The organism is Kitasatospora sp. NPDC056446 (genome assembly GCF_042796115.1).
Lineage (GTDB): Bacteria > Actinomycetota > Actinomycetes > Streptomycetales > Streptomycetaceae > Kitasatospora.
Genome location: NZ_JBHTRF010000012.1, coordinates 25,048 through 47,215 on the forward strand (window position 1 = coordinate 25,048; position 22,168 = coordinate 47,215).

2 protein-coding genes are annotated in these 22,168 nt (G+C 75.9%); both read right to left on the bottom strand.

Going from position 1 to position 22,168, the window contains the following annotated elements:
* Positions 1–12 precede the first annotated feature (12 nt).
* Positions 13–10,248: a type I polyketide synthase gene (locus tag ACFQ6N_RS10950; protein WP_380648446.1), complete on the bottom strand. Its 10,236-nt coding sequence runs from the start codon at positions 10,246–10,248 to the stop codon at positions 13–15.
* Between the two features lie 85 nt (positions 10,249–10,333).
* Positions 10,334–22,138 carry an SDR family NAD(P)-dependent oxidoreductase gene (locus tag ACFQ6N_RS10955; protein WP_380648448.1) on the bottom strand — a complete coding sequence of 3,935 codons (11,805 nt, stop codon included), beginning with the start codon at positions 22,136–22,138 and terminating at the stop codon, positions 10,334–10,336.
* Between the last annotated feature and the right edge of the window lie 30 nt (positions 22,139–22,168).

The window sequence follows — 22,168 nt, forward strand, 5'->3', positions numbered from 1 at the left end:
TGCGGCTGTCGGTCAGTCACGTTCGCCACCCAGGGCCATCCGGACGAGGTCGTCGACGGCCATGGCGTTGATGTCGGCGGCGGGAGCCGGCGTGTCCGGTGTCTGCGGCCGGTCGGCGGGGTACGCCCCGGCGGCCTTCCCGGTGCCGGCCGGGCCGCCCGGCCCGTCGGGTACCAGGCGCCCGCTGAGGTAGGCGGCGACGGCGGCCGGGGTGGGGTGGTCGAAGACCAGGGTGGCGGGCAGCCGGCGGCCGCTGGCGGCGGCGAGCCGGTTGCGGAGCTCGACGGAGGTGAGCGAGTCGAAGCCGAGGTCCTTGAACGCCTGGTCCGGGTCGACGGCCTCGGGCCCGCCGTGGCCGAGGATGTCGGCGACCCGGCTCCGTACCAGGTCGAGCAGGGTGGCGACGCGTTCCTCCGGGGTGAGGCCGGCCAGCCGGCGGCGCAGCGAGTCCGCTTCGGCGGCGTCCGCCCCGGAGGCGGGGCGGCGTGCGGTGCCGGGGACCAGGGCGGTGAGCAGGGCCGGGACGGGTCCGGTCCGGGCCGCCGTCCGGAGCCGGCCGAGGTCGATCTTGACCGGGACGAGCAGTGGTTCGTCCAGGGTGAGCGCCGCGTCGAACAGGGCCAGGCCCTCTTCGCTGCCGATGGCCGCGGTGCCTCCCCGGGACATCCGCCGCAGGTCGGCGGCGGTGAGCGTGCCGGTCATGGTGCTGCGGCGCGCCCACAGGCCCCAGGCGAGCGACTGGGCGGGCAGCTTCAGGGCACGGCGGTGCTGGGCGAGCGCGTCGAGGAAGGCGTTGGCGGCCGCGTAGTTGCCCTGCCCGGCGTTGCCGACCGTGGCGGACGCGGAGGAGAACAGGACGAAGGCCGACAGCGCGAGGTCACGGGTGAGGTCGTGCAGGTTGAGGGCCGCGTCGACCTTGGGCCGCAGGACGTGGCGCATCCGCTCGGGGGTCAGCGACTCGATCGTGCCGTCGTCCAGGACGCCGGCCGCGTGGACGACCGCGCTCAGCGGGCGGTCGGCGGGGATGCCGGCGAGCAGCGCGGCGAGCGCGTCCCGGTCGGCGACGTCACAGGCCTCCACGTCCACCCGGGCGCCGAGGCCGCGCAGTTCGGCGGCGAGGTCGGCCAGGCCCCGGGCGTCCGGGCCGCGCCTGCCGACGAGCAGCAGGTTCCGTACGCCGTGCGCGGTCACGAGGTGCTGTGCCACCAGGCCGCCGAGCGCGCCGCCGGCCCCGGTGACGAGGACGGTTCCCCCGGCCGCGGCGATACCGGACGGTGTGTCCGGGTCCGGGTCCGTGGCCGTGGCGACGGTGGCCCTGGTGAGGCGGGCGGCGAGGAGCTCTCCGCCGCGTATCGCCAGCTGGGGTTCCGTTCCGGCCAGTGCCCGGGGCAGCAGGCCGGCCACGGCAGCCGGGTCGTCGGTGTCGATCAGCAGGAAGCGGTCCGGGTGCTCGGACTGGGCGGAGCGGACGAGGCCGCGGACCGCGGCGCCGGTGAGGTCGGTGACCTCCTCGCCGGCTGCCGTGGAGACCGCGCCCCGGGTGACGAGCACGAGCCGGGTGCCGTCGTCCCACCGCGGGTCGGCCAGCCAGTCCTGGACGAGCCGCAGGGCGTCGTCCAGTGCGGTGTGCACGGATGCGGCGTCGGGCGGGGACGAGAGGTCCGGGGTGGTGTGGTCGCACCAGGCCAGCACGGCGGCGGGCGACGGCGCTCCCCCGTCCAGCGCGGCACCGAGCGCGGCCAGGTCCGGGTGACTGTCCGGGAAGAGTTCCCCGCCGCCGAGGACGGCCCAGTGTCCGAGGGGGTCGGCGGGTGCGGTGGCGGGCGCCGCCGACCACTGCACCCGGTAGAGGGATTCCGGGCCGCCGCCCGGGCGGAGGGTGTCGAGGTCGACCGGGCGGACGGCGAGCGCCTCGACCGACGCGACCGGGAGGCCGTTCGGGTCGGTCGCGTCGATCGACACCGATCCGTCCGGCCGGAAGCCGAGCCGTACCCTGAGCGCGGTGGCTCCGGAGGCGTGCAGCCCGACTCCGCTCCAGGAGAACGGCAGTCCGGCGGACGGCCGGTCCTCGCCCGGTCCGGTGTCCGGCCGAGCCCGCAGGAACAGCCCCTGGATGGCGGCGTCCAGGAGGGCGGGGTGCACGCCGAAGGCGGAGGCGGACCGGTGCTGGTCCTCGGGCAGACGGACCTCGGTGAAGATCTCGTCACCCCGGCGCCAGGCGGCGGTGAGCCCGCGGAAGGCGGGTCCGTAGCCGTAACCGGAGGCACCGAACCGCTCGTACAGGTCGTCGACGGGGATCGGGACGGCGCCGGGCGGGGGCCAGGAGCCGGCCTCGTCCGGTACGGCCGAGGGCGACGGCTCGCGGGTCGTGGCGTCGGCGGTGAGCCTGCCGGTCGCGTGCGCGGTCCAGTGCGGGGTCGCCGCGTCCTCGCGGCAGGAGAACAGGTCCAGTGAGCGGCTGCCGTGCGCGTCCGCGGCGCCGACCCGGACCTGTAGGCGGACGGCGGTGTCGGCGGGTATCAACAGCGGTGACTGGAGCGTGAGTTCCTCCACCGTGCGGCAGCCGGCCTCGTCCGCCGCGCGTACCGCGAGTTCCACGAAGGCCGCACCGGGCAGCAGGACCGTGCCGGCCACCGCGTGGTCGGCGAGCCAGGGGTGGGTACGCAGCGAGATCCGGCCCGTGAGCAGCAGTTCACCCGTGTCGGCCAGTTCGACGGCCGCTCCGAGGACGGGGTGGTCGGCCGGATCGAGCCCGGCGGCGCCCACATCGGCCGCTGCGGTGCGCGCCGGCTCGGGCCAGTAGCGGCTGCGCTGGAAGGCGTAGGTCGGCAGCTCGACACGCCGCGCCTCCGGGAACGCACCCGTGAAGTCCGCCCCCAGTCCGCGCTCCCAGGCACGGCCGACCGCGAGCAGCACCTGGGCCAGGCCGCCTTCGTCACGCCGCAACGTCCCCAGCACGGCGGCGTCCACGTCGGCGGCCTCCACCGACTCCCCCACCGCCACGGCCAACACCGGGTGCGGACTGGACTCCACGAAGAACCGGAAGCCCTCCCCCAGCAGCGCCGCCGTGGCCTGGCCGAACTCGACGGTCTCCCGGAGATTGCGGTACCAGTACTCGGCGTCCAGGGACTTGGTGTCCAGCCAGCCGCCCGTCACCGTCGAGAAGAACGGCACCGAACCTGCGAGAGGAGTGATCCCGTCCAGGTCCGCCAGCAGCTGGTCCCGGACCTCCTCGACGTGCGCGGAGTGCGACGCGTAGTCGACCTCGATCACACGCGCCCGCACACCCTCCCCCACCAGCACGTCGACCAGCGACGCCACCGCGTCCGCGTCACCCGACACCACCGTCGACGACGGACCGTTCACCGCCGCCACCGACAACCGGCCCACCCACGAGGCGATCCGCTCCCGCACCGCCTCCACCGGCAGGGGCACCGACGCCATCCCGCCACGGCCCGCCAACGCACCCACCGCACGGGAACGCAACGCGACCACCCGCGCCCCGTCCTCCAGGCTCAGACCACCCGCCACCACCGCAGCCGCGACCTCGCCCTGCGAGTGGCCCACCACCGCGTCCGGCACGACACCGAACGAGCCCCACACCTCCGCCAGCGACACCATCACCGCCCACAGCACCGGCTGCACCACATCGACGCGCGCCAGCAGGGCCTCCGAACCCAGCGCCTCCGCCAACGACCAGTCCACGTAAGGCGCCAGAGCCCGCTCACACTCCGCCATCCGTTCCGCGAACACCGCCGATTCGGCCAGCAACTCCGCGGCCATCCCCACCCACTGCGAACCCTGACCCGGGAACACCAGCACCGAACGACCGTCGACCGGTCGACCGCCGTCCCACGCCCCCGAGTCCTCGTCGGCCATCCGGCCCAGCAGGGTGTGGAGTTGGTCCCGGTCCCCGACCAGTGCCTTCCGGTACTCGAAGGCGGTGCGCGTGTGCAGGGCGGATCCGATGTCGCGCGGGTCGGCCCCGGGGTTGCCGTCCAGGTGGCGGCGCAGCCGGTCGGCCTGGAGGCGCAGTGCCTGCGGGCTCTTCGCCGACAGCAGCCAGGGCACCGCCGGCAGGGGGGTGCGCTCGGCCGGCGGGCCGTCGTCCTCCAGGGGGGTGTGTTCGAGGATGGTGTGAACGTTGGTGCCGCTCAGGCCGAAGGAGGACACTCCGGCCCGGAAGGGGCGGCCGTGGGACGGCCAGGGCTGCTGCTCGATCGCGAGGGCCAGCGCTCCGCGCGTCCAGTCGACGTGGCCGGAGGGCCTGCTGACGTGCAGGGTGCGGGGCACCTGCCCGTGCCGCATGGCCAGCACCGTCTTGATGACCCCCGCCACGCCCGATGCCGCCTGGGCGTGGCCGAGGTTGGACTTGAGGGAGCCGACCAGCAGGGGCCGTCCGGCGGGCCGGTCCTGGCCGTAGGTGGCCAGCAGGGCCTGCGCCTCGATGGGGTCGCCGAGGGTGGTGCCGGTGCCGTGCGCCTCCACCACGTCCACCTCGGACGCCGTCAGGCCCGCGTCCGCGAGCGCCGCCCGGATCACCCGCTGCTGCGACGGACCGTTGGGGGCGGAGAGTCCGTTGCTGGCGCCGTCCTGGTTGACGGCGGAGCCGCGTACCACCGCCAGTACCGGGTGTCCGTTGCGGCGGGCGTCCGACAGCCGCTCCAGCAGCAGGACGCCGACGCCTTCGCCCATGCCCATGCCGTCCGCGTCGTCCGAGAAGGCCTTGCAGCGGCCGTCCTCGGCGAGTCCCCGTTGCCGGGAGAAGCTGATCAGGGAGCCGGGGGTCGCCATCAGGGCGACGCCGCCGACCAGGGCGAGCGAGCAGTCGCCGCCGCGCAGGGCCCGGCCGGCGTAGTGCATGGCGACGAGCGAGGAGGAGCAGGCCGTGTCGATGGTCACGGCGGGGCCTTCGAGGCCCAGGGTGTAGGCGACCCGGCCGGATACGACGCTGGGTGCGCTGCCGGTGAGCAGGTGGCCCTCTCCTTCCTCCGACTGGGCGACGACGGCCGCGTAGTCGGCGTAGTTGACGCCGGTGAACACTCCGGTGCGGCTGCCGCGCAGGGCGGCCGGGTCGATGGCGGCGCGTTCGATCGCCTCCCAGGTGGTTTCCAGGAGCAGCCGCTGCTGGGGGTCCATGGCCAGGGCCTCGCGCGGCGAGATGCCGAAGAACTCCGCGTCGAAGTCGGCGGCGTCGTGCAGGAAGCCGCCTCGCCGGGTGGTCGAGGTGCCGGGGCGGTCGGGGTCGGGGTCGTAGAGGGCTTCGAGGTCCCAGCCTCGGTCGGTGGGGAAGTCCGAGACGGCGTCGCCGCCGTCGGCGAGCAGGCGCCACAGCTCTTCGGGGGTGCCGACGCCGCCGGGGAAGCGGCAGGCCATGGAGACGATCGCGATCGGCTCGTCGTCGGGCGCGGGCCGGTGCGCGGCGGCGTCCGGGGCGGCCGGGTCCGGGTCGGTGGCCTGCCGGCCGAGCAGTTCGGCGCGGATCTCCCGGGCGAGCGCGGTGGACGACGGGTGGTCGAAGATCAGCGTGGACGGCAGCCGCAGTCCGGTGGCGGTGTTGAGCCGGTTGCGGAGTTCGACCGCGGTGAGGGAGGCGAAGCCCATGTCCTGGAACGCCGTGCCGGGCCGGATCGCGTCCACCGAGGGATGGCCGAGGACGGCTGCCGCGTGGGTGCGGACCAGGTCGAGCAGCAGGCGGTGCTGTTCGGATTCGGCGAGGGCGGCGAGCCGTTGGCGCAGCAGTGCGGCGGCGGGTGCCTCCGTGTCGCCGGTCGGGGCTTCCAGGGCGCGGCGGGCTTCGGGGACGCCGGTGAGCAGCGGGCTGCGGCGGGTGGAGGTGAAGACGGCGGCGAACTGCTCCCAGTCGACGTCGGCGACGGCGAGTACGGTCTCGTCGTCGTCGAGTGCCTGTTGCAGGGCGTGGACGGCGAGGTCGGGGGCGATCCGGGGCAGGCCGTGCTGCTCCAGGTTGAACAGGTCGGCGTCCGATCCGGCGGTGCGCTCCTGGAAGGGGTTCTCGGCCTGCCAGATGCCCCAGTCGACGGTGGTGGCGGTGAGGCCGCGGGCCCGGCGGTGCTGGGCCAGGGCGTCGAGGTAGGCGTTGGCCGCGGCGTAGGCGCCGTGGTCGCCGCTGCCCCAGACTCCGGCGATCGAGGAGAACAGGACGAAGGCGTCGAGTTCGCGGTCGAGCAGGGCGTCGAGGTGTTCGGCGCCGGCGGCCTTGGCGGCGACGATCTGTTCGAACGCGGACATCGGTGTGCCGTCGAGGGGGGCGAGCGCGACGAACGCGGCCGCGTGGACGACCGCGGTGACCGGGTCGCCCGCCGTGTCCAGGCCGGTGAGCAGGTCCGCGACGGCCTGGCGGTCCGCCAGGTCGCAGACGGGCAGGGTCAGTCGTACGCCGAGGGCGGCCAGTTCCGCGGCGAGTTCGGCCGCGCCGGGTGCCTGGGGGCCACGCCGGCCGGGCAGGACGAGGTGGGTGGCGCCGCCGCGGGCCAGCCAGCGGACGAGGTGCGGGCCGACGGCTCCGGTGCCGCCGGTCAGCAGGACGGTGCCGCGGGGCTTCCAGTGCTTCGTGGGGCTGTCGTTCCGGGGGGCGCGCCGGAGGCGGCGAGCCAGCAGGCCGGTGGGGCGCAGGGCGAGCTGGTCCTCGCGGCCGAGGCCGTCCGGGCCGGTGCCGGGGGCCGTCAGGACGGCGGCGAGGCGGGTCCTGGCGCGGGCGTCGAGGTCCGGCGGCAGGTCGACGAGTCCGCCCCAGCGGGCGGACAGTTCCAGGGCGGCCACCAGTCCGGTGCCCCAGACCAGTGCCTGGCGGGGGTGGGTGACCGGGTCGTCCTGGCCCGTGGACACGGCCCCGGAGGTGGCGCACCACAGGGGTGCGGTGAGGGCGAGGTCGCCCAGGGCCTGCACCAGGGCGACGGTGAGCGCCGTCCCGGTGGGCAGGGCCGGGTGGTCGGGGTGGGGCCGGTCGTCGGCGGCCAGCAGCGACAGGACGCCCGTCGGGACGCGGTCGCCGAGGGCGGTGGCGAGCGTGTCCGCGAGGTCCGTGCGGTTGACGGCGTCGGCGGTGAGTTCGGCCGTGACGACGGTGGCGCCCGCTTCGGTGAGGGCGAGCAGCGGGCCGCGTACCCGTGCGTCGTCGTCGTGTCCGGCGGGCAGGACGACGAGCCAGGTGCCGGCGGCGGGGGTGGCGGCCGGCGGGTCGGGCAGGGGCTGCCAGCCGATGCGGTAGCGCCAGGAGTCGATGACGCTCTCGTCGCGCCGCTGTTTGCGCCAGCCTCGCAGGGCGGGCAGGACGGGGGCGAGGGCGTCCTCGTCGACGGCGAGGTGGGCGGCGATCTCGGCCGGGGCGTCGTGGTCGACCATGTGCCAGAAGGCCGTGTCGTGCGGGTCGGCGGCGGCTCCGGTGCCGGGCGCCGCCTCCGGCTCCAGCCAGTAGCGCCGCAGCTGGAAGGGGTATCCGGGCAGGGCGGTCGGGCGGGCGCCGGTGCCGGCGTACACCGCGGACCAGTCGACGGCCGCGCCGGCCACCCACAGTTCGGCGGCCGAGCGCAGGGCCCGGCGCGGTCCGCCCTCGTCGCGGCGCAGGGTGCCGACGACCACGGGCGGCTCCTCGGCGCCGGTGGCCTCGGCGGTGTCCTGGAGGGCCATGGTCAGCACCGGGTGCGGCGACACCTCGACGAAGACTTCGTGGCCCTGTTCGATCAGGGAGCGGACGGCGGCGTCGAAGCGGACGGTCCCGCGGAGGTTGCGGTACCAGTAGTCGGCGTCCATGGCCGTGGTGTCGAGCCGGTCGCCGGTGACGGTGGAGAACAGCGGGATCCGGGCCGGGAGCGGGCGTACGCCGGCCAGCGCGGCCAGCACCTCGGACCTGATCCCTTCGACCTGGGCCGAGTGCGAGGCGTAGTCCACGGGTACGGACCGGGCCCGTACGCCCTGTGCGGTGCAGTGGGCGAGCAGTTCGGCCAGGGCCTGGGTCTCGCCCGAGACCACCACGGCGGCGGGCCCGTTGACGGCGGCCACCGACAGCTTCTCGGCCCAGGGGGCGATCTCGGCGCGGACCCGGTCCTCGGGCAGGGACACCGCGACCATGCCGCCGAGTCCGGCCAGCGCCCGGATGGCCCGGCTGCGCAGGGCGACGACCTTCGCCCCGTCCTCCAGGCTCAGCGCTCCCGCCACCACGGCGGCGGCGATCTCGCCCTGGCTGTGCCCGACCACGGCGTCGGGCCGGACGCCCCAGGACTCCCAGTGCGCGGCCAGTGACACCATCACCGCCCACAGCACCGGCTGCACCACGTCCACCCGTTCCAGGGAGGGTGCCCCGGGCGCGCCCTCCAGGACGGCGGGCAGCCGCCAGTCGACGTGAGCGGAGAGGGCGGCGTCGCAGGCGGCGAGGCGGTCCCGGAAGGCAGGGCTGGTGGCGAGCAGGTCCTGTGCCATGCCGGCCCACTGGGAGCCCTGGCCGGGGAACACCAGGGCCGTCCGGCCCTCGACGACCCGGCCGGTGCCGACGACGACGTCGGCTGGCGTGGCCGGGGCGGTGGAGAGGTCCGTGCCCGGCCCGGACAGGGCGGCGAGGCCGTCCAGCAGCGCGGGGCTCCCGTCGCCGATCACCACGGCCCGGTGTTCGAAGGCGGACCGGGTGGTCGCCAGCGAGAACCCGATGTCGGCCGGCCGTGCGGGCGCGTCCGTGGCGAGCCGGGCGCGCAGCCGGGCCGCCTGGTCCCCGAGCGCGGACGCGGTGCGGCCGGACAGCACCCAGGGCAGCACGGCCCCGGGCGCGCCCGCCCCGGCCGCGGTGTCCAGGCCGTCGGTCGCCGTTTCCGGTCCGTCGGTCGCCGTGTCCGGGCCGTCGGTCGCCGCTCCCGGGGCCTCGGCCTGTTCCGGCTCCGGTGCCTGTTCGAGGACGATGTGCGCGTTGGTGCCGCTCATGCCGAACGAGGACACCCCGGCCCGGCGCGGCCGGTCGACGGCGGGCCAGTCGCGGGCCTCGGTGAGGAGTTCGACGGCGCCCGAGGACCAGTCGGCGTGCGGGGTGGGCGCGTCCACGTGCAGGGTGCGGGGCAGGACGGCGTGCCGCAGCGCGAGCACCGTCTTGATGACCCCAGCGACCCCGGCGGCGGCCTGGGTGTGCCCGATGTTCGACTTCAGCGACCCCAGCCACAGCGGACGCCCGGCGGGCCGGTCCCGGCCGTAGGTGGCCAGCAGCGCGTCGGCCTCGATCGGGTCGCCGAGGGTGGTGCCGGTGCCGTGCGCCTCCACCGCGTCCACGTCGGACGTCGTCAGCCCGGCGTCGGCGAGCGCCGCCCGGATGACCCGCTGCTGGGAGGGGCCGTTGGGGGCGGTCAGGCCGTTGCTGGCGCCGTCCTGGTTGATCGCCGAACCGCGCAGCACGGCCAGCACCGTACGGCCGTTGCGGCGCGCGTCCGACAGCCGCTCCAGCAGCAGCATCCCCACGCCCTCGCCCCAGCCGGTGCCGTCCGCGGCCGCCGCGAACGGCTTGCAGCGGCCGTCGGCGGACATCGCGCCCTGCCGGCTGAACTCGACGAACACCGCCGGCAGCGCCATCACGCTGACCCCGCCGGCGAGCGCGAGCGAGCACTCGCCGGCCCGCAGCGCGCGCGCCGCGAGGTGCAGCGCCACCAGCGAGGCCGAACAGGCGGTGTCCACGGTGACGGCCGGGCCTTCGAGACCGAGCGCGTAGGACACCCGCCCGGACATCACGCTCATCGAGTTCCCCGTCATCAGGAACCCCTGGACGGCTTCGGCCGCGCCGGGGCCCAGCGTCGCGTACCCCTGGTCGATGGCGGCGGCGTACACCCCGGTGCGGCTGCCGCGCAGGGTGAGCGGGTCGATGCCGGCCTGCTCGACGGCCTCCCAGGACGCCATCAGCAGCAGCCGCTGCTGCGGGTCCATCGCGACCGCCTCGCGGGGCGAGATGCCGAAGAACTCCGGGTCGAAGTCCGCCGCGCCGTCCAGGAACGCCCCCCGCCCGGGGACCGTGCCGCCGGACGGCCAGGCGCGCTCCCAGCCCCGGTCGCCGGGGACGGGCCCGATGGTGTCGCGGCCTTCGGCGAGCAGTTCCCACAGGTCCTCGGGGGTGCGGACGCCGCCGGGGAAGCGGCAGCTCATCGCCACGATCGCGATCGGCTCGCTCGTGCGGGCCTCGGCCTCCCGGAGCCGCTGCCGGGTGTCCCGCAGGTCGATGGTCACCCGGTTGAGGTAGTCGCGCATCCTCTGGTCGCTCACTGGACACCGCTGCTTTCGTCTCGGGCTGCTCGGGTCTCGTCTCGGGCTGCGCGGGGCCCGCGGGGTGCGCGGACCGGTGCCCCGGTCATGCGGATCCCAACTGCCGGTCGATGTAGTCGAACATCTCGTCGTCGCTGGCCGCCTCGATCAGGTCGGGGGCCAGGTCGTCCGCGTCGGCCGTGGGGCGGGCGGTGGCGGCCGGTGTCCCGCCGGGCAGCGGGCGGGACAGCACGTCCCGTATCCGGGCGGCGAGTTCGTCGCTGACGCCGTCCGGCGGCAGGGCGTCGAGCAGGGCCTCCAGGGTGTCGAGCCCGGCCCGGACCGCCTCGTCGCCCGTCGGGCGGGCGGCGGTGGCCCGCTCGGCGAGGTGGCGTGCCAGTGCCTCCGGGGTGGGGTGGTCGAAGACGAGCGCGGCCGGCAGCCGCAGCCCGGTCGAGGACACCAGCCGGTTGCGCAGTTCGACCCCGGTGAGGGAGTCGAAGCCGACGTCCTTGAACGGGCGGGCCGGGCGGATCCGGTTCGGCGAACTGTGGCCGAGCACCGCCGCGGCGTTGCCGCGCACCAGGTCGAGCAGGGTCCGGTACAGCTCGGCCTCGGGCAGCTCGGCGAGCTGCAGCGCCATCGAGCGGGCCGGCGCCGCGACCGAGGCGGCACCGCTACGGGCGGGGCGGACCAGGCCGCGGAGCACGGCGGGCAGCCGGTCGTCCGCCCGCAGCACGGACGGGGCGATCCTGGCCGCGAGCCGGTAGGCGTACGGGGAGTGCAGTGCCGCGTCGAACAGGGCGAGGCCCTCCGCCGAGGTCAGCGCGCCCGCCCCGGCGCCCCGGCCCGCGGTGACGGCGGCGGTCATCTCGCTGCGCTCCTCCCACAGGCCCCAGCCGATGGACAGGCCGGGCAGCCCCTCGGCCCGGCGCTCGGCGGCGAGGGCGTCGAGGACCGCGTTGGCGGCGGCGTAATTCGCCTGCCCGGCCGCGCCGAACTGGGCGGCGCCCGAGGAGAACAGGACCAGCGCCGCGAGGTCGAGGTCCCGGGTGAGTTCGTGCAGGGCCAGCGCCGCGTCCGCCTTGGGCCGCAGGACGCGGTCGAGCCGCTCCGGTGTCAGCCCCGCGATCGTGGCGTCGTCCAGGACACCGGCCGCGTGGACGACGGCGGTGAGCGGGTGCGCGGCGGGCACCGACCCGAGCAGGGCGGCGAGCGCGGCGCGGTCGGCGACGTCGCAGGCCGCGACGGTCACCGACGCCCCGAGCCCGGTCAGTTCCCGTACCAGCTCCGGCATTCCGTCGGCGGATCCGCCCCGGCGGCCCGCCAGCAGCAGGTGCCGGGTGCCGTGCGCGACGACCAGGTGCCGGGCCAGGAGCCGTCCCAGGGTGCCGGTGGCCCCGGTGACCAGGACGGTCCCTTCGGGGTCCGGCGGAGCGGGCAGCAGCAGGACGTTCTTGCCGACGCCCCGGGCCTGGCTGAGCGAGCGCAGGGCGGCCGGGGCCTGCCGGACGTCCCAGCCGGTGACGGGCAGAGGACGCAGCACTCCCTGCCGGAACAGGTCCAGGACCTCGGCGAGCATCTCGCCGATGCGTTCCGGACCGGCCTCCATCAGGTCGAACGCCCGGTAGCGCACCCCGGGGTGCTGCCGGGCGACCGTCTCGGGGTCGCGGACGTCGGTCTTGCCCATCTCCACGAACCGGCCGCCGTTCGGCAGCAGCCGCAGACCGGCGTCGACGAACTCCCGCGCCAGGCTGTCGAGTACGACGTCGACGCCCCGCCCGCCGGTGGCCGTCAGGAACGTCTCGGCGAAGTCGGTGGTACGGGTCGAGGCGATGTGCGCGTCGTCCAGTCCGCCGGCCCGCAGGACGTCCCACTTGGCGGGGGAGGCGGTCGCGAACACCCGCGCGCCGGCGTGCCGGGCGAGTTGCACCGCCGCCATACCGACACCGCCGGCCGCGGCGTGGACCAGTACCGATTCCCCGCGCCGCAGTCCGCCGAGATCGAACAGACCGTAGTAGGCGGTGAGGAACACCACCGGCACGGATGCGGCGCGGGCGAAGGACCAGTCCTCCGGTATCCGGGCGACGGTACGGCGGTCGGCGACGGCGGTCGGGCCGAACGCGCCCCCGAAGATCCCCATCACCCGGTCCCCGGGTGCCAGGTCGTCCACACCAGGGCCCACCTCGATGACGGTTCCGGCGCCCTCGCTGCCCAGGCCCTGCTGTTCGGGGTCGGGGTCCAGTCCGAGCGCGGCGATGACGTCGTGGAAGTTCAGCCCGGCGGCGCGCACCGCGATCCGTACCTCACCCTTGCCCAGCGGGGCGAGGGCCGCCGGAGCGGGCTCCGCCGCGATGTCCTCGATGGAGCCCCGGCCGTCGGTGGTGAGCCGCCAGGCGGCGCCGTCCGGCAGGGACAGCGTGCCGTCCGGCCGGCCGCCGCGGACCAGCCGCGGCAGCAGCGGCGGGCCGGTCCGCAGCGCCAGCTCGGGTTCCCCGGCGGCGAGCGCCGCGGGCACGGCGTCCGCCGGCTCGCCGGTCCCGGCCGCGTCGATGAGGACGAAGCGCCCGGGGTGCTCGGCCCGCGCGCTGCGCACCAGGCCCCACAGGGCGGCCTGGGCGGGATCGACGGGACGGTCGACCGGTCCGGTACGGACCGCGTCCCTGGTGAGCAGGGCCAGCCTGGCCGCGGCGAACCGCTCGTCGGCCAGCCACCGCTGCACGAGGGCGAGGCCCTGGTGTGCGGTGGCCCGGACCCGGTCGGCGGGGTCGGGCAGGTCGGCGGTGGCGACGGCCGCCACGATCACCTCGGGGAGGGCGGCGCCCGCTTCGAGGGCGGCCCCCAGGGCGTCGATGTCCTGCCATGACACCGCGCCGGGGACGGCACCGCCGAGGGCCGCCCAGGTGGGCACGGCGCTGTCGGCCGGGTCGGTGGCCGGGGTCCAGTCGAGGCGGTACAGCAGGTCGGCGTGGGCGGTCGCGGAGAGCGGCCCGCCGGCGGCCGCGGGCCGCAGCAGCAGGGCCTCCACGCCGAGCACCTGCCGTCCGGACAGGTCGTGGGCGTGCAGGGTCACGGTGTCCGGCGTGTCGCCGGCGAGCCGCACGCGCAGCGTGGTGGCCCCGGTGATCCCGCCGGCCACGCCGTTCCAGCTGAAGGGCAGCCGGGCCAGGCCGTCCTGGTCGGGCAGCAGTGCGGCGGTCTGGAGGGCCGCGTCCAGCAGCGCGGGGTGCAGTACGCATCCGGCGGCGTCGGCGTGCTGCGGCTCCGGCAGCACCACCTCGGCGAACACCTCGCCGCCGCGCAGCCACGCGGCACGGATGCCGCGGAAGGCGGGGCCGTAGTGGTAGCCGGCCTCGGCGAAGCGCTCGTAGAGGTCGCCGGTGTCCACGGGTTCGGCACCGGACGGCGGCCAGCTCAGCAGACCGGCCGAGGCTGCGGCCGGGTCCCCGGCGGGCCGGGGTGCCAGAGTGCCGGTGGCGTGCTCGGTCCAGGGCGCGTCGGCGTCCCGTGCCGTACGGGCGAACAGGCCGAGCCTGCGCCGGCCGTCACCGTCGGGTGCGGCGACCCGGAGCTGGAGGTGGACGGCTCCCTCCTCCGGGAGCACGAGCGCCGATCCGAGGGTGAGTTCCTCGACGACCGGGCAGCCCGCCTCGGCCCCGGCGCGCAGCGCGAGTTCGAGGAACGCCGTGCCGGGGAAGAGGACGACGCCCGACACCGCGTGGTCGGCGAGCCAGGGGTGGGTACGCAGCGAGATCCGGCCGCTGAGCAGCAGCTCGTCGGAGTCCGCGACCTGCGTCGCCGCACCGAGCAGCGGGTGCCCGGTCGTGGTGAGACCCGCCGAGGCGACGTCCCAGCTCGTGGTCGGAACGTCCAGCCAGTAGCGGCTGCGCTGGAAGGCGTACGTCGGCAGGTCCACCCGCCGCGCCCCCGGGAACGCACCCGAGAAGTCCACCTCCAACCCACGCTCCCACGCACGGCCCACCGCACGCAGCACCTGGGCCAGGCCGCCTTCGTCACGCCGCAACGTCCCCAGCACGGCGGCGTCCACGCCGGCGGCCTCCACCGACTCCCCCACCGCGACCGACAGCACGGGGTGCGGGCCGGCCTCGACGAAGAACCGGAAGCCCTCCCCCAGCAGCGCCGCCGTGGCCTGCCCGAACTCCACCGTCTCCCGCAGGTTTCGGTACCAGTACTCGGCGTCCAGGACCTCCGTGTCCAGCCAACCGCCCGTCACCGTCGAGAAGAACGGCACCCTGCCGGACAGGGGCACGATGCCGTCGAGGTCGGAGAGCAGCCGCTCCCGGACCTCCTCGACATGCGCGGAGTGCGACGCGTAATCGACCTCGATCAGCCTAGCCCGCACCCCCTCCGCCACCAGCGCGTCGACCAGCGACGCCACCGCGTCCGCGTCACCCGACACCACCGTCGACGACGGACCGTTCACCGCCGCCACCGACAACCCGCCCGCGATCCGCTCCCGCACCGCCTCCACCGGCAGAGGCACCGACGCCATCCCGCCACGGCCCGCCAACGCACCCACCGCACGGGAACGCAGCGCGACCACCCGCGCCCCGTCGTCGATGCTCAGGCCGCCCGCCACCACCGCAGCGGCGACCTCGCCCTGGGAGTGGCCCACCACCGCGTCCGGAACCACACCGAACGAACGCCACACCTCCGCCAGCGACACCATCACCGCCCACAGCACCGGCTGCACCACATCGACCCGCGCCAGCAGGGACTCCGAACCCAGCGCCTCCGCCAACGACCAGTCCACATAAGGCGCCAGAGCCCGCTCACACTCCGCCATCCGCCCCGCGAACACCGCCGATTCGGCCAGCAACTCCGAGGCCATCCCCACCCACTGCGAACCCTGCCCCGGGAACACCAGCACCGAACGGCCGGAAACCAACCCGCCGGAACCCGCCGCAGCACCCTGTGACAGCGCGGCCAGGTGCTCGGCGAGGTTTTCCTCCGTGCCCACCAGCACCGCGCGGTGTCCCAGCGCGCTGCGGCCCGTGGCCAGGGAGAAGGCCACGTCCACGGCGCGGACGCCCGAGCCGTCTCCGATCCGGGCCGACAGCGCCGCGGCCTGGGCGCACAGCGCCTCCGGAGTGCGCGCCGAGAGGAGCAGGGGGACGGCGGCGGGTACGGCCTCCGGTGTCCCGGGCCCGTCGACGGGCCCGTCCGCGGGGGCTGTCGGGTCGGCCGGGGCCTGTTCGAGGATGACGTGGGCGTTGGTGCCGCTGACGCCGAAGGAGGACACCCCGGCCCGGCGCGGACGGCCCGTGTCGTCCCACGTACGGGCCTCCGTCAGCAACCGGCCGGCTCCCGCCGACCAGTCCACCTCGGGCGTCGGCCCGTCCACGTGCAATGTCTTGGGCATCACGCCGTGCCGCAGGGCGAGCACCGACTTGATGACCCCCGCCACACCGGCGGCGGCCGAGGCGTGGCCGATGTTGGACTTCAGCGAGCCGATCCACACCGGACGGTCCGCCGGACGGTCCTGCCCGTACGTGGCCAGCAGCGCCTGGGCCTCGATCGGGTCACCCAGCCGCGTGCCCGTGCCGTGCGCCTCCACCACGTCCACGTCCGACACCGTCAGCCCCGCGTCCGCCAGCGCCGCACGGATCACCCGCTGCTGCGACGGACCGTTCGGCGCCGTCAGCCCGTTGCTCGCACCGTCCTGGTTCACCGCCGAACCACGGATCACCGCCAGCACCGGATGCCCGTTGCGCCGCGCGTCCGACAGGCGCTCCACCAGCAGCATGCCCGTGCCTTCGCCGAAGGCGGTGCCGTCGGCCGCCGCGGCGAAGGACTTGCAGCGGCCGTCCGGGGCGAGTCCGCCCTGTCGGCTGAACTCGACGAACAGTTCGGGGCTGCACATCACGTTGACGCCGCCGGCCAGGGCCAGCGAGCATTCGCCGGATCGCAGCGCCCGTACCGCGAGGTGCAGGGCCACCAGCGAGGACGAGCACGCCGTGTCCACGGTGACGGCAGGGCCCTCCAGGCCGAAGAAGTAGGCCAGGCGTCCGGAGACGACGCTGCCCGAGTTGCCGGTGCCGAGGAATCCTTCGACGTCCTCGGGGATGTAGGGCAACAACCGGGCCGCGTAGTCCTGCTGCATCAGGCCGACGTACGTGCCGACGGGGGCGCCGCGCAGGGTGGACGGGTCGATGGCCGCGCGCTCGAAGAGTTCCCAGGTGGTCTCCAGGAGCAGCCGCTGCTGCGGGTCCATGGCCGCCGCCTCGCGCGGCGAGATGCCGAAGAACTCCGCGTCGAAGTCGGCGGCGTCGTGGAGGAAGCCGCCGTCGCGGGTGACGGAGGTGCCGATGCGGTCGGGGTCGGGGTCGTAGAGCGTGTCCAGGCTCCAGCCCCGGTCGGTGGGGAACCCGGAGACGCCGTCGCGGCCCTCGGCGAGCATCCGCCACAGGTCCTCGGGTGAGCGGACGTCGCCGGGGAGGCGGCAGGCCGCGGAGACGATCGCGATCAGGTCGTCGTCCGCGTCCCGGTCCCGGCCGGCCGGCCCTGCGGGTACGGCGGGCAGGGCGGCCCTGGTCGCTTCCGTGTCCGTGAGTCCGGCGCCCAGGAAGTCCGCGAGCGCGGCCGGGGTCGGGTGGTCGAACACCAGGCTGGCGGGGAGCCGCAGGCCGGTGGCGGCGTTCAGGCGGTTGCGCAGTTCCACCGAGGCCAGGGAGTCGAAGCCCAGTTCGCGGAAGGCCCGTCCGGGGTCGAGGGCGTCCGGGGAGGCGTGGCCGAGGACGGCGGCCGCGTGGGTGCGGACGAGTTCGACGAGCAGCCGGGTCCGTCCGGTGCCGTCGAGGGCCGCGAGGCGCCGGCGCAGGGCGTTGTCGTCGGCCGTCGCCTGCGCGGCCGTGGCCGCCCGGCGCGGCGGTGTGCGCACCAGGCCGCGCAGCAGCGGCGGCAGGGTGCCGTCCGCCGCCGCGGACCGCAGGGCCGCGGTGTCGAGGCGCATCGGGACCAGGGCGGCCCGGTCCACGGTGAGGGCGGTGTCGAAGAGCGCGAGTCCCCGCTCGGTGGAGAGCGGCGGCATCCCGGACCGGGCGAGGCGTCGTACGTCGTCCTCGTCCAGGTGTCCGGTGAGGGCGCTGGGCTGCTCCCACAGGGTCCAGGCCAGGGACTGGCCGGCCAGGCCCGCCGCCCGGCGCCGGACGGCCAGGGCGTCGAGGAAGGCGTTGGCGGCGGCGTAGTTGGCCTGTCCGGGGCCGCCGAAGGTGCCCGCGGCCGAGGAGAAGAGCACGAAGTGCGTCAGGTCGAGGTCGCGGGTCAGTTCGTGCAGGTGGAGGGCGGCGTCGACCTTGGGGCGCAGCACGGCGTCCACCCGTTCGGGGGTGAGCGAGGTGACGACGCCGTCGTCGAGGGTGCCCGCGGTGTGGACCACGGCGGTCAGCGGGTGCGCGGGCGGCAGGTCAGCGAGTACGGCGGCCAGGGCGGCCCGGTCGGCGGCGTCGCAGGCGACGACGGCGGTCTCGGCTCCCAGCGCGGCGAGTTCGGCCCGCAGTTCGTCGGCTCCGGCGGCGGCCGGGCCGCCGCGGGAGAGCAGCAGCAGGTGCCGGACGCCGTGCCCGGTGACCAGGCGGCGGGCGACGTGGGAGCCGAGCAGGCCGGTGCCGCCGGTGATGAGGACCGTGCCGTCCGGGTCGAAGGCCCGGAGGGGCCCTGCCGCGTCGTCCGGGAGGTCCGGGTCGTTCCTGAGGACCCGGGCCAGCCGGGGTACGCGGACGTCGTCGCCGCGGACGGCGGACTGCGGTTCTCCCGAGGCGAGGGCCGCGTCGATGCCCGCGGAGGTGCCGTGCTCGTCGTCGGCGTCGAGGTCGAGCAGGGCGAAGCGCCCGGGGTGTTCGGATTGGGCCGAGCGGACCAGGCCCCAGAGCGCGCTGTGCGCGGGGTTGCGGACGTCCTCCCCCTCCCCTGTGGCGACGGCGCCCCGGGTGGCGAACACCAGGCGGGAGCCGGCGAAGCGGTCGTCGGCGAGCCAGGTCCGGACGTCGCCGAGGGCCTGGTGGACGACCGCGCGGACGGCCGCGGCCGGTCCGGCCGCGTCCGTGGGCTCCGCGCAGGCGAGCAGGACCGTTTCGGGTACCGGGGTTCCGGCGTCGACGGCGGCCGACAGCGTGGCCAGGTCCACGGTGCGGTGGACGGGTGCGCCGCTGCCGCGCGGGGGTGCGGTGACCCACTCCGTCGCGTAGAGGTCCTGGTGGCGGCGGCCCTGGGGGGCGCGGTCGGCGCCGAGGCCGACGGTGCCCGCGGGCCGCAGGACCAGTGCGTCCACGGTCGCCACGGGGGCGCCGGTCGCGTCGGCGACGGCGAGCGTCACGGCGTCGGGCCCGGCCGGGGCGAGCCGGACGCGGATCGCGCCGGCGCCGGTGGCGTGCAGGGTCACGCCGTTCCAGGAGAACGGCAGCCGTCCCTCGGGGTGGGCCTGCGCGCCGGGGGTGCCGGGCACACCGGTGGCGTGCAGGGCCGCGTCCAGCAGGGCCGGGTGCAGGCCGAAGCGGGCGGCGTCGGGTGCGGGCCCGGCGGGCAGGACGGCCTCCGCGAACAGCTCGTCGCCGCGCCGCCAGACCGCGCTCAGGCCCTGGAAGGCCGGGCCGTAGGCGAATCCGCCCGCCGCGAAGCGGTCGTACAGTCCGTCGAGGTCGAGGGGTTCGGCGCCGGGCGGCGGCCAGGGCAGCGGCCCGGCGGCCTCGGTGCCATCCGCGCCGTCCTGGGCCAGGACGCCTTCGGCGTGCCTGGTCCAACCGTCGTCGAGGGCGCCGTCGGGGTCGCCGTCGACGGGTGTGTCCGGCCGGGAGTGCAGGCTGAGCGGGCGGTGGCCCCGGGAGTCGGGGGCGCCCACGGTGAGGCGCAGCACGGTGCCGCCGTGTTCGGGCAGCACCAGGGGGGCCTCGAGGGTGAACTCCTCGACCCGGGGGCAGCCGACGCGGGCTCCGGCCTGGAGCGCGAGTTCCAGGAAGGCGGTGCCCGGGAGCAGTGCCCGGCCGCCGACGGCGTGGTCGGCGAGCCACGGGTGGGTGCGGGCCGACAGGCGGCCGGTGAGGAGCAGGCCGTCGCTGTCCGCGAGGACCACGACGGCGCCCAGCAGCGGATGGTCGGCGGGGGTCAGGCCGGCGGAGGTGACGTCGCCGACGGGCGCGGCGCCGTCCTCCAGCCAGTACGGGTCACGCTGGAAGGCGTAGGTGGGCAGTTCCACCCGTCCGGGGCGGCGGTCGGCGAAGACGGTGTCCCAGTCCGGGGAGACTCCGCGCAGGTGGAGTTCGGCCAGGGACTCGGTGAACCGGCGCGGGCCGCCGTCGTCGCGGCGCAGGGTGCCCACGGCGGTGGCGTCGGCGCCCGCGTCCTCGGCGGTCTCCAGGACACCGACGGTGAGGACGGGGTGCGGGCTGCTCTCCAGGAGGACCTGGTAGCCGTCGGCGAGCAGGGCGCGGGTCGCCTGTTCGAAGCGGACGGTCCCGCGCAGGTTGCGGTACCAGTAGTCGGCGTCCAGGGCGGTGGTGTCCTCCAGCAAGCCGCCGCTGAGGGTGGAGTAGAACGGGACGGCGGACGGGCGGGGGGTCAGTCCGTCGAGCCGGGCGAGCAGTTCGGTGCGGATGTCCTCGACGTGGGCGCTGTGCGAGGCGTAGTCGACGGGGATGCGCCGGCTGCGGATGTCCAGGGCCGTCGTCCGGTCGAGGAACGCGTCGAGCGCGTCGGTGTCGCCGGAGACCACGGTGGAGGCGGGTCCGTTGACGGCGGCGACGGAGAGCCGGCCGTCCCAGGATGCGAGGTGTTCGGCGACCTGTTCGGCGGGCAGGGCCACCGAGGCCATGCCGCCGCGGCCGGACAGCGCGCGGATGGCGCGGCTGCGCAGGGCGACGACCTTCGCCCCGTCCTCCAGGCTCAGCGCTCCCGCCACCACGGCGGCGGCGATCTCGCCTTGGGAGTGGCCGATGACGGCGCCGGGGGTGATGCCGTGGGAGCGCCACAGTTCGGCCAGGGAGACCATGACGGCCCACAGCGCCGGCTGCACCACGTCGACGCGTTCGGCCGGCGGGGTGCCGGGGGCGCCGCGCAGGACGGCTTCCAGGGACCAGTCGACGTAGGGGGCCAGGGCGCGTTCGCAGTCCGCGATGCGGGCGGCGAAGGCGGGGGCGGAGTCGAGGAGTCCGACGGCCATGCCGGCCCATTGGGAGCCCTGTCCGGGGAACACCAGGGCGACTTCGCCGCCGGTTCCGGCGGTGCCGAGGACCAGGCCGGGGACGGTGCGGCCGGCCGCCAGGGCGTCGAGGCCGGCCCGGAACTCGTCGGGGTGGGCGCCGATCAGGACCGCCCGGTGCTCGTGCGCGGCGCGGGTCGTCGCGAGGGCGTGGCCGACCTCGGCCGGGCCGGGTCCGGGGTGGGCGTCGAGGTGGTCGCGGAGCCGTGCGGCCTGGGCGCGCAGCGCTTCGGCGGTGCGGCCGGAGAGCACCCACGGGAGGACACCGGGGGCGGCGGGGGCGGCGGGTTCGTCGGCCTGTTCCGGGACGGGTTCGTCCGCCTGTTCCAGGACGACGTGTCCGTTGGTGCCGCTGACGCCGAAGGAGGACACCGCGGCCCGGCGCGGCCGTCCGGTCTCGGGCCAGGGGGTGTTCGCGGTGACCAGGCGTACCGCGCCCGCCGTCCAGTCGATCTGCGGGGACGGGTCCTGCGCGTGCAGCGTGGGAGGGACGGTGCCGTGCCGCATGGCGAGGACGGTCTTGATGACGCCGCCGACGCCGGCCGCCGCCTGGGTGTGCCCGATGTTGGACTTCAGGGAGCCGAGCAGCAGCGGCTGCCCGTCCGCGCGGTCCTGCCCGTAGGTGGCCAGCAGGGCCTGGGCCTCGATCGGGTCGCCCAGCGGGGTGCCGGTGCCGTGCGCCTCGACCACGTCCACGTCGGCGGGGGTGAGTCCGGCGTTGGCCAGGGCGTGGCGGATGACGCGCTGCTGGGCGGGGCCGTTGGGGGCGGTGAGCCTGCTGCTGGCGCCGTCCTGGTTGACGGCGGTGCCGCGGACCACGGCGAGGACCGGGTGGCCGTTGCGCCGGGCGTCGGAGAGGCGCTCCAGCAGGAGCATGCCGACGCCCTCGCCCCAGCCGGTGCCGTCGGCGGAGGCGGCGAAGGACTTGCAGCGGCCGTCCCGGGCCAGGCCGCCCTGGCGGCTCATCTCCACGAACGGGACGGGTGTCGACATGACCATCGCGCCGCCGGCCAGGGCCAGGGTGCAGTCGCCGGACCGCAGGGCCTGGGCGGCGAGGTGGATGGCGACCAGTGAGGAGGAGCAGGCGGTGTCGATGCTGACCGCCGGGCCCTCCAGACCGAAGGTGTAGGCGACGCGGCCCGAGGCGACGCTGTCGGAGCTGCCGCTGCCGACGTAGCCGGCCACGTCGTCGGGGACCTGGCGCAGCCGTACCGCGTAGTCCTGGTACATCACCCCGGCGAAGACGCCGGTCTTGCTGCCCCGCAGGGTCGCGGGGTCGATGCCGGCCCGTTCGAACGCCTCCCAGGTGGTCTCCAGGAGGAGGCGCTGCTGCGGGTCCATCGCGAGCGCCTCGCGCGGGGAGATCCCGAAGAATCCGGGGTCGAAGTGCCCGACGTCGTCGAGGAATCCGCCCAGGGCGGTGTGGCTGGTGCCCTCGCGCAGCTGCTCCGGGTCGTCCAGGTGGTCCAGGTCCCAGCCCCGGTCGCGGGGGAAGCCGGTGATGGCGTCGGTGCCGTCGGTGACCAGGCGCCACAGGTCCTCGGGGGACCGTACGCCGCCGGGGTAGCGGCAGCTCATCGCGACGATCGCGATCGGTTCGCGGCCCGCTTCCTCGGCCTCGGTCAGGCGCCGGCGGGTGTGGTGCAGATCCGCCGTCACGCGCTTGAGGTAGTCCCTCAGCTTGTCGTCGTTCACCATCGGGAGTCGCCGTCCTGGTTCGCGTGTCGG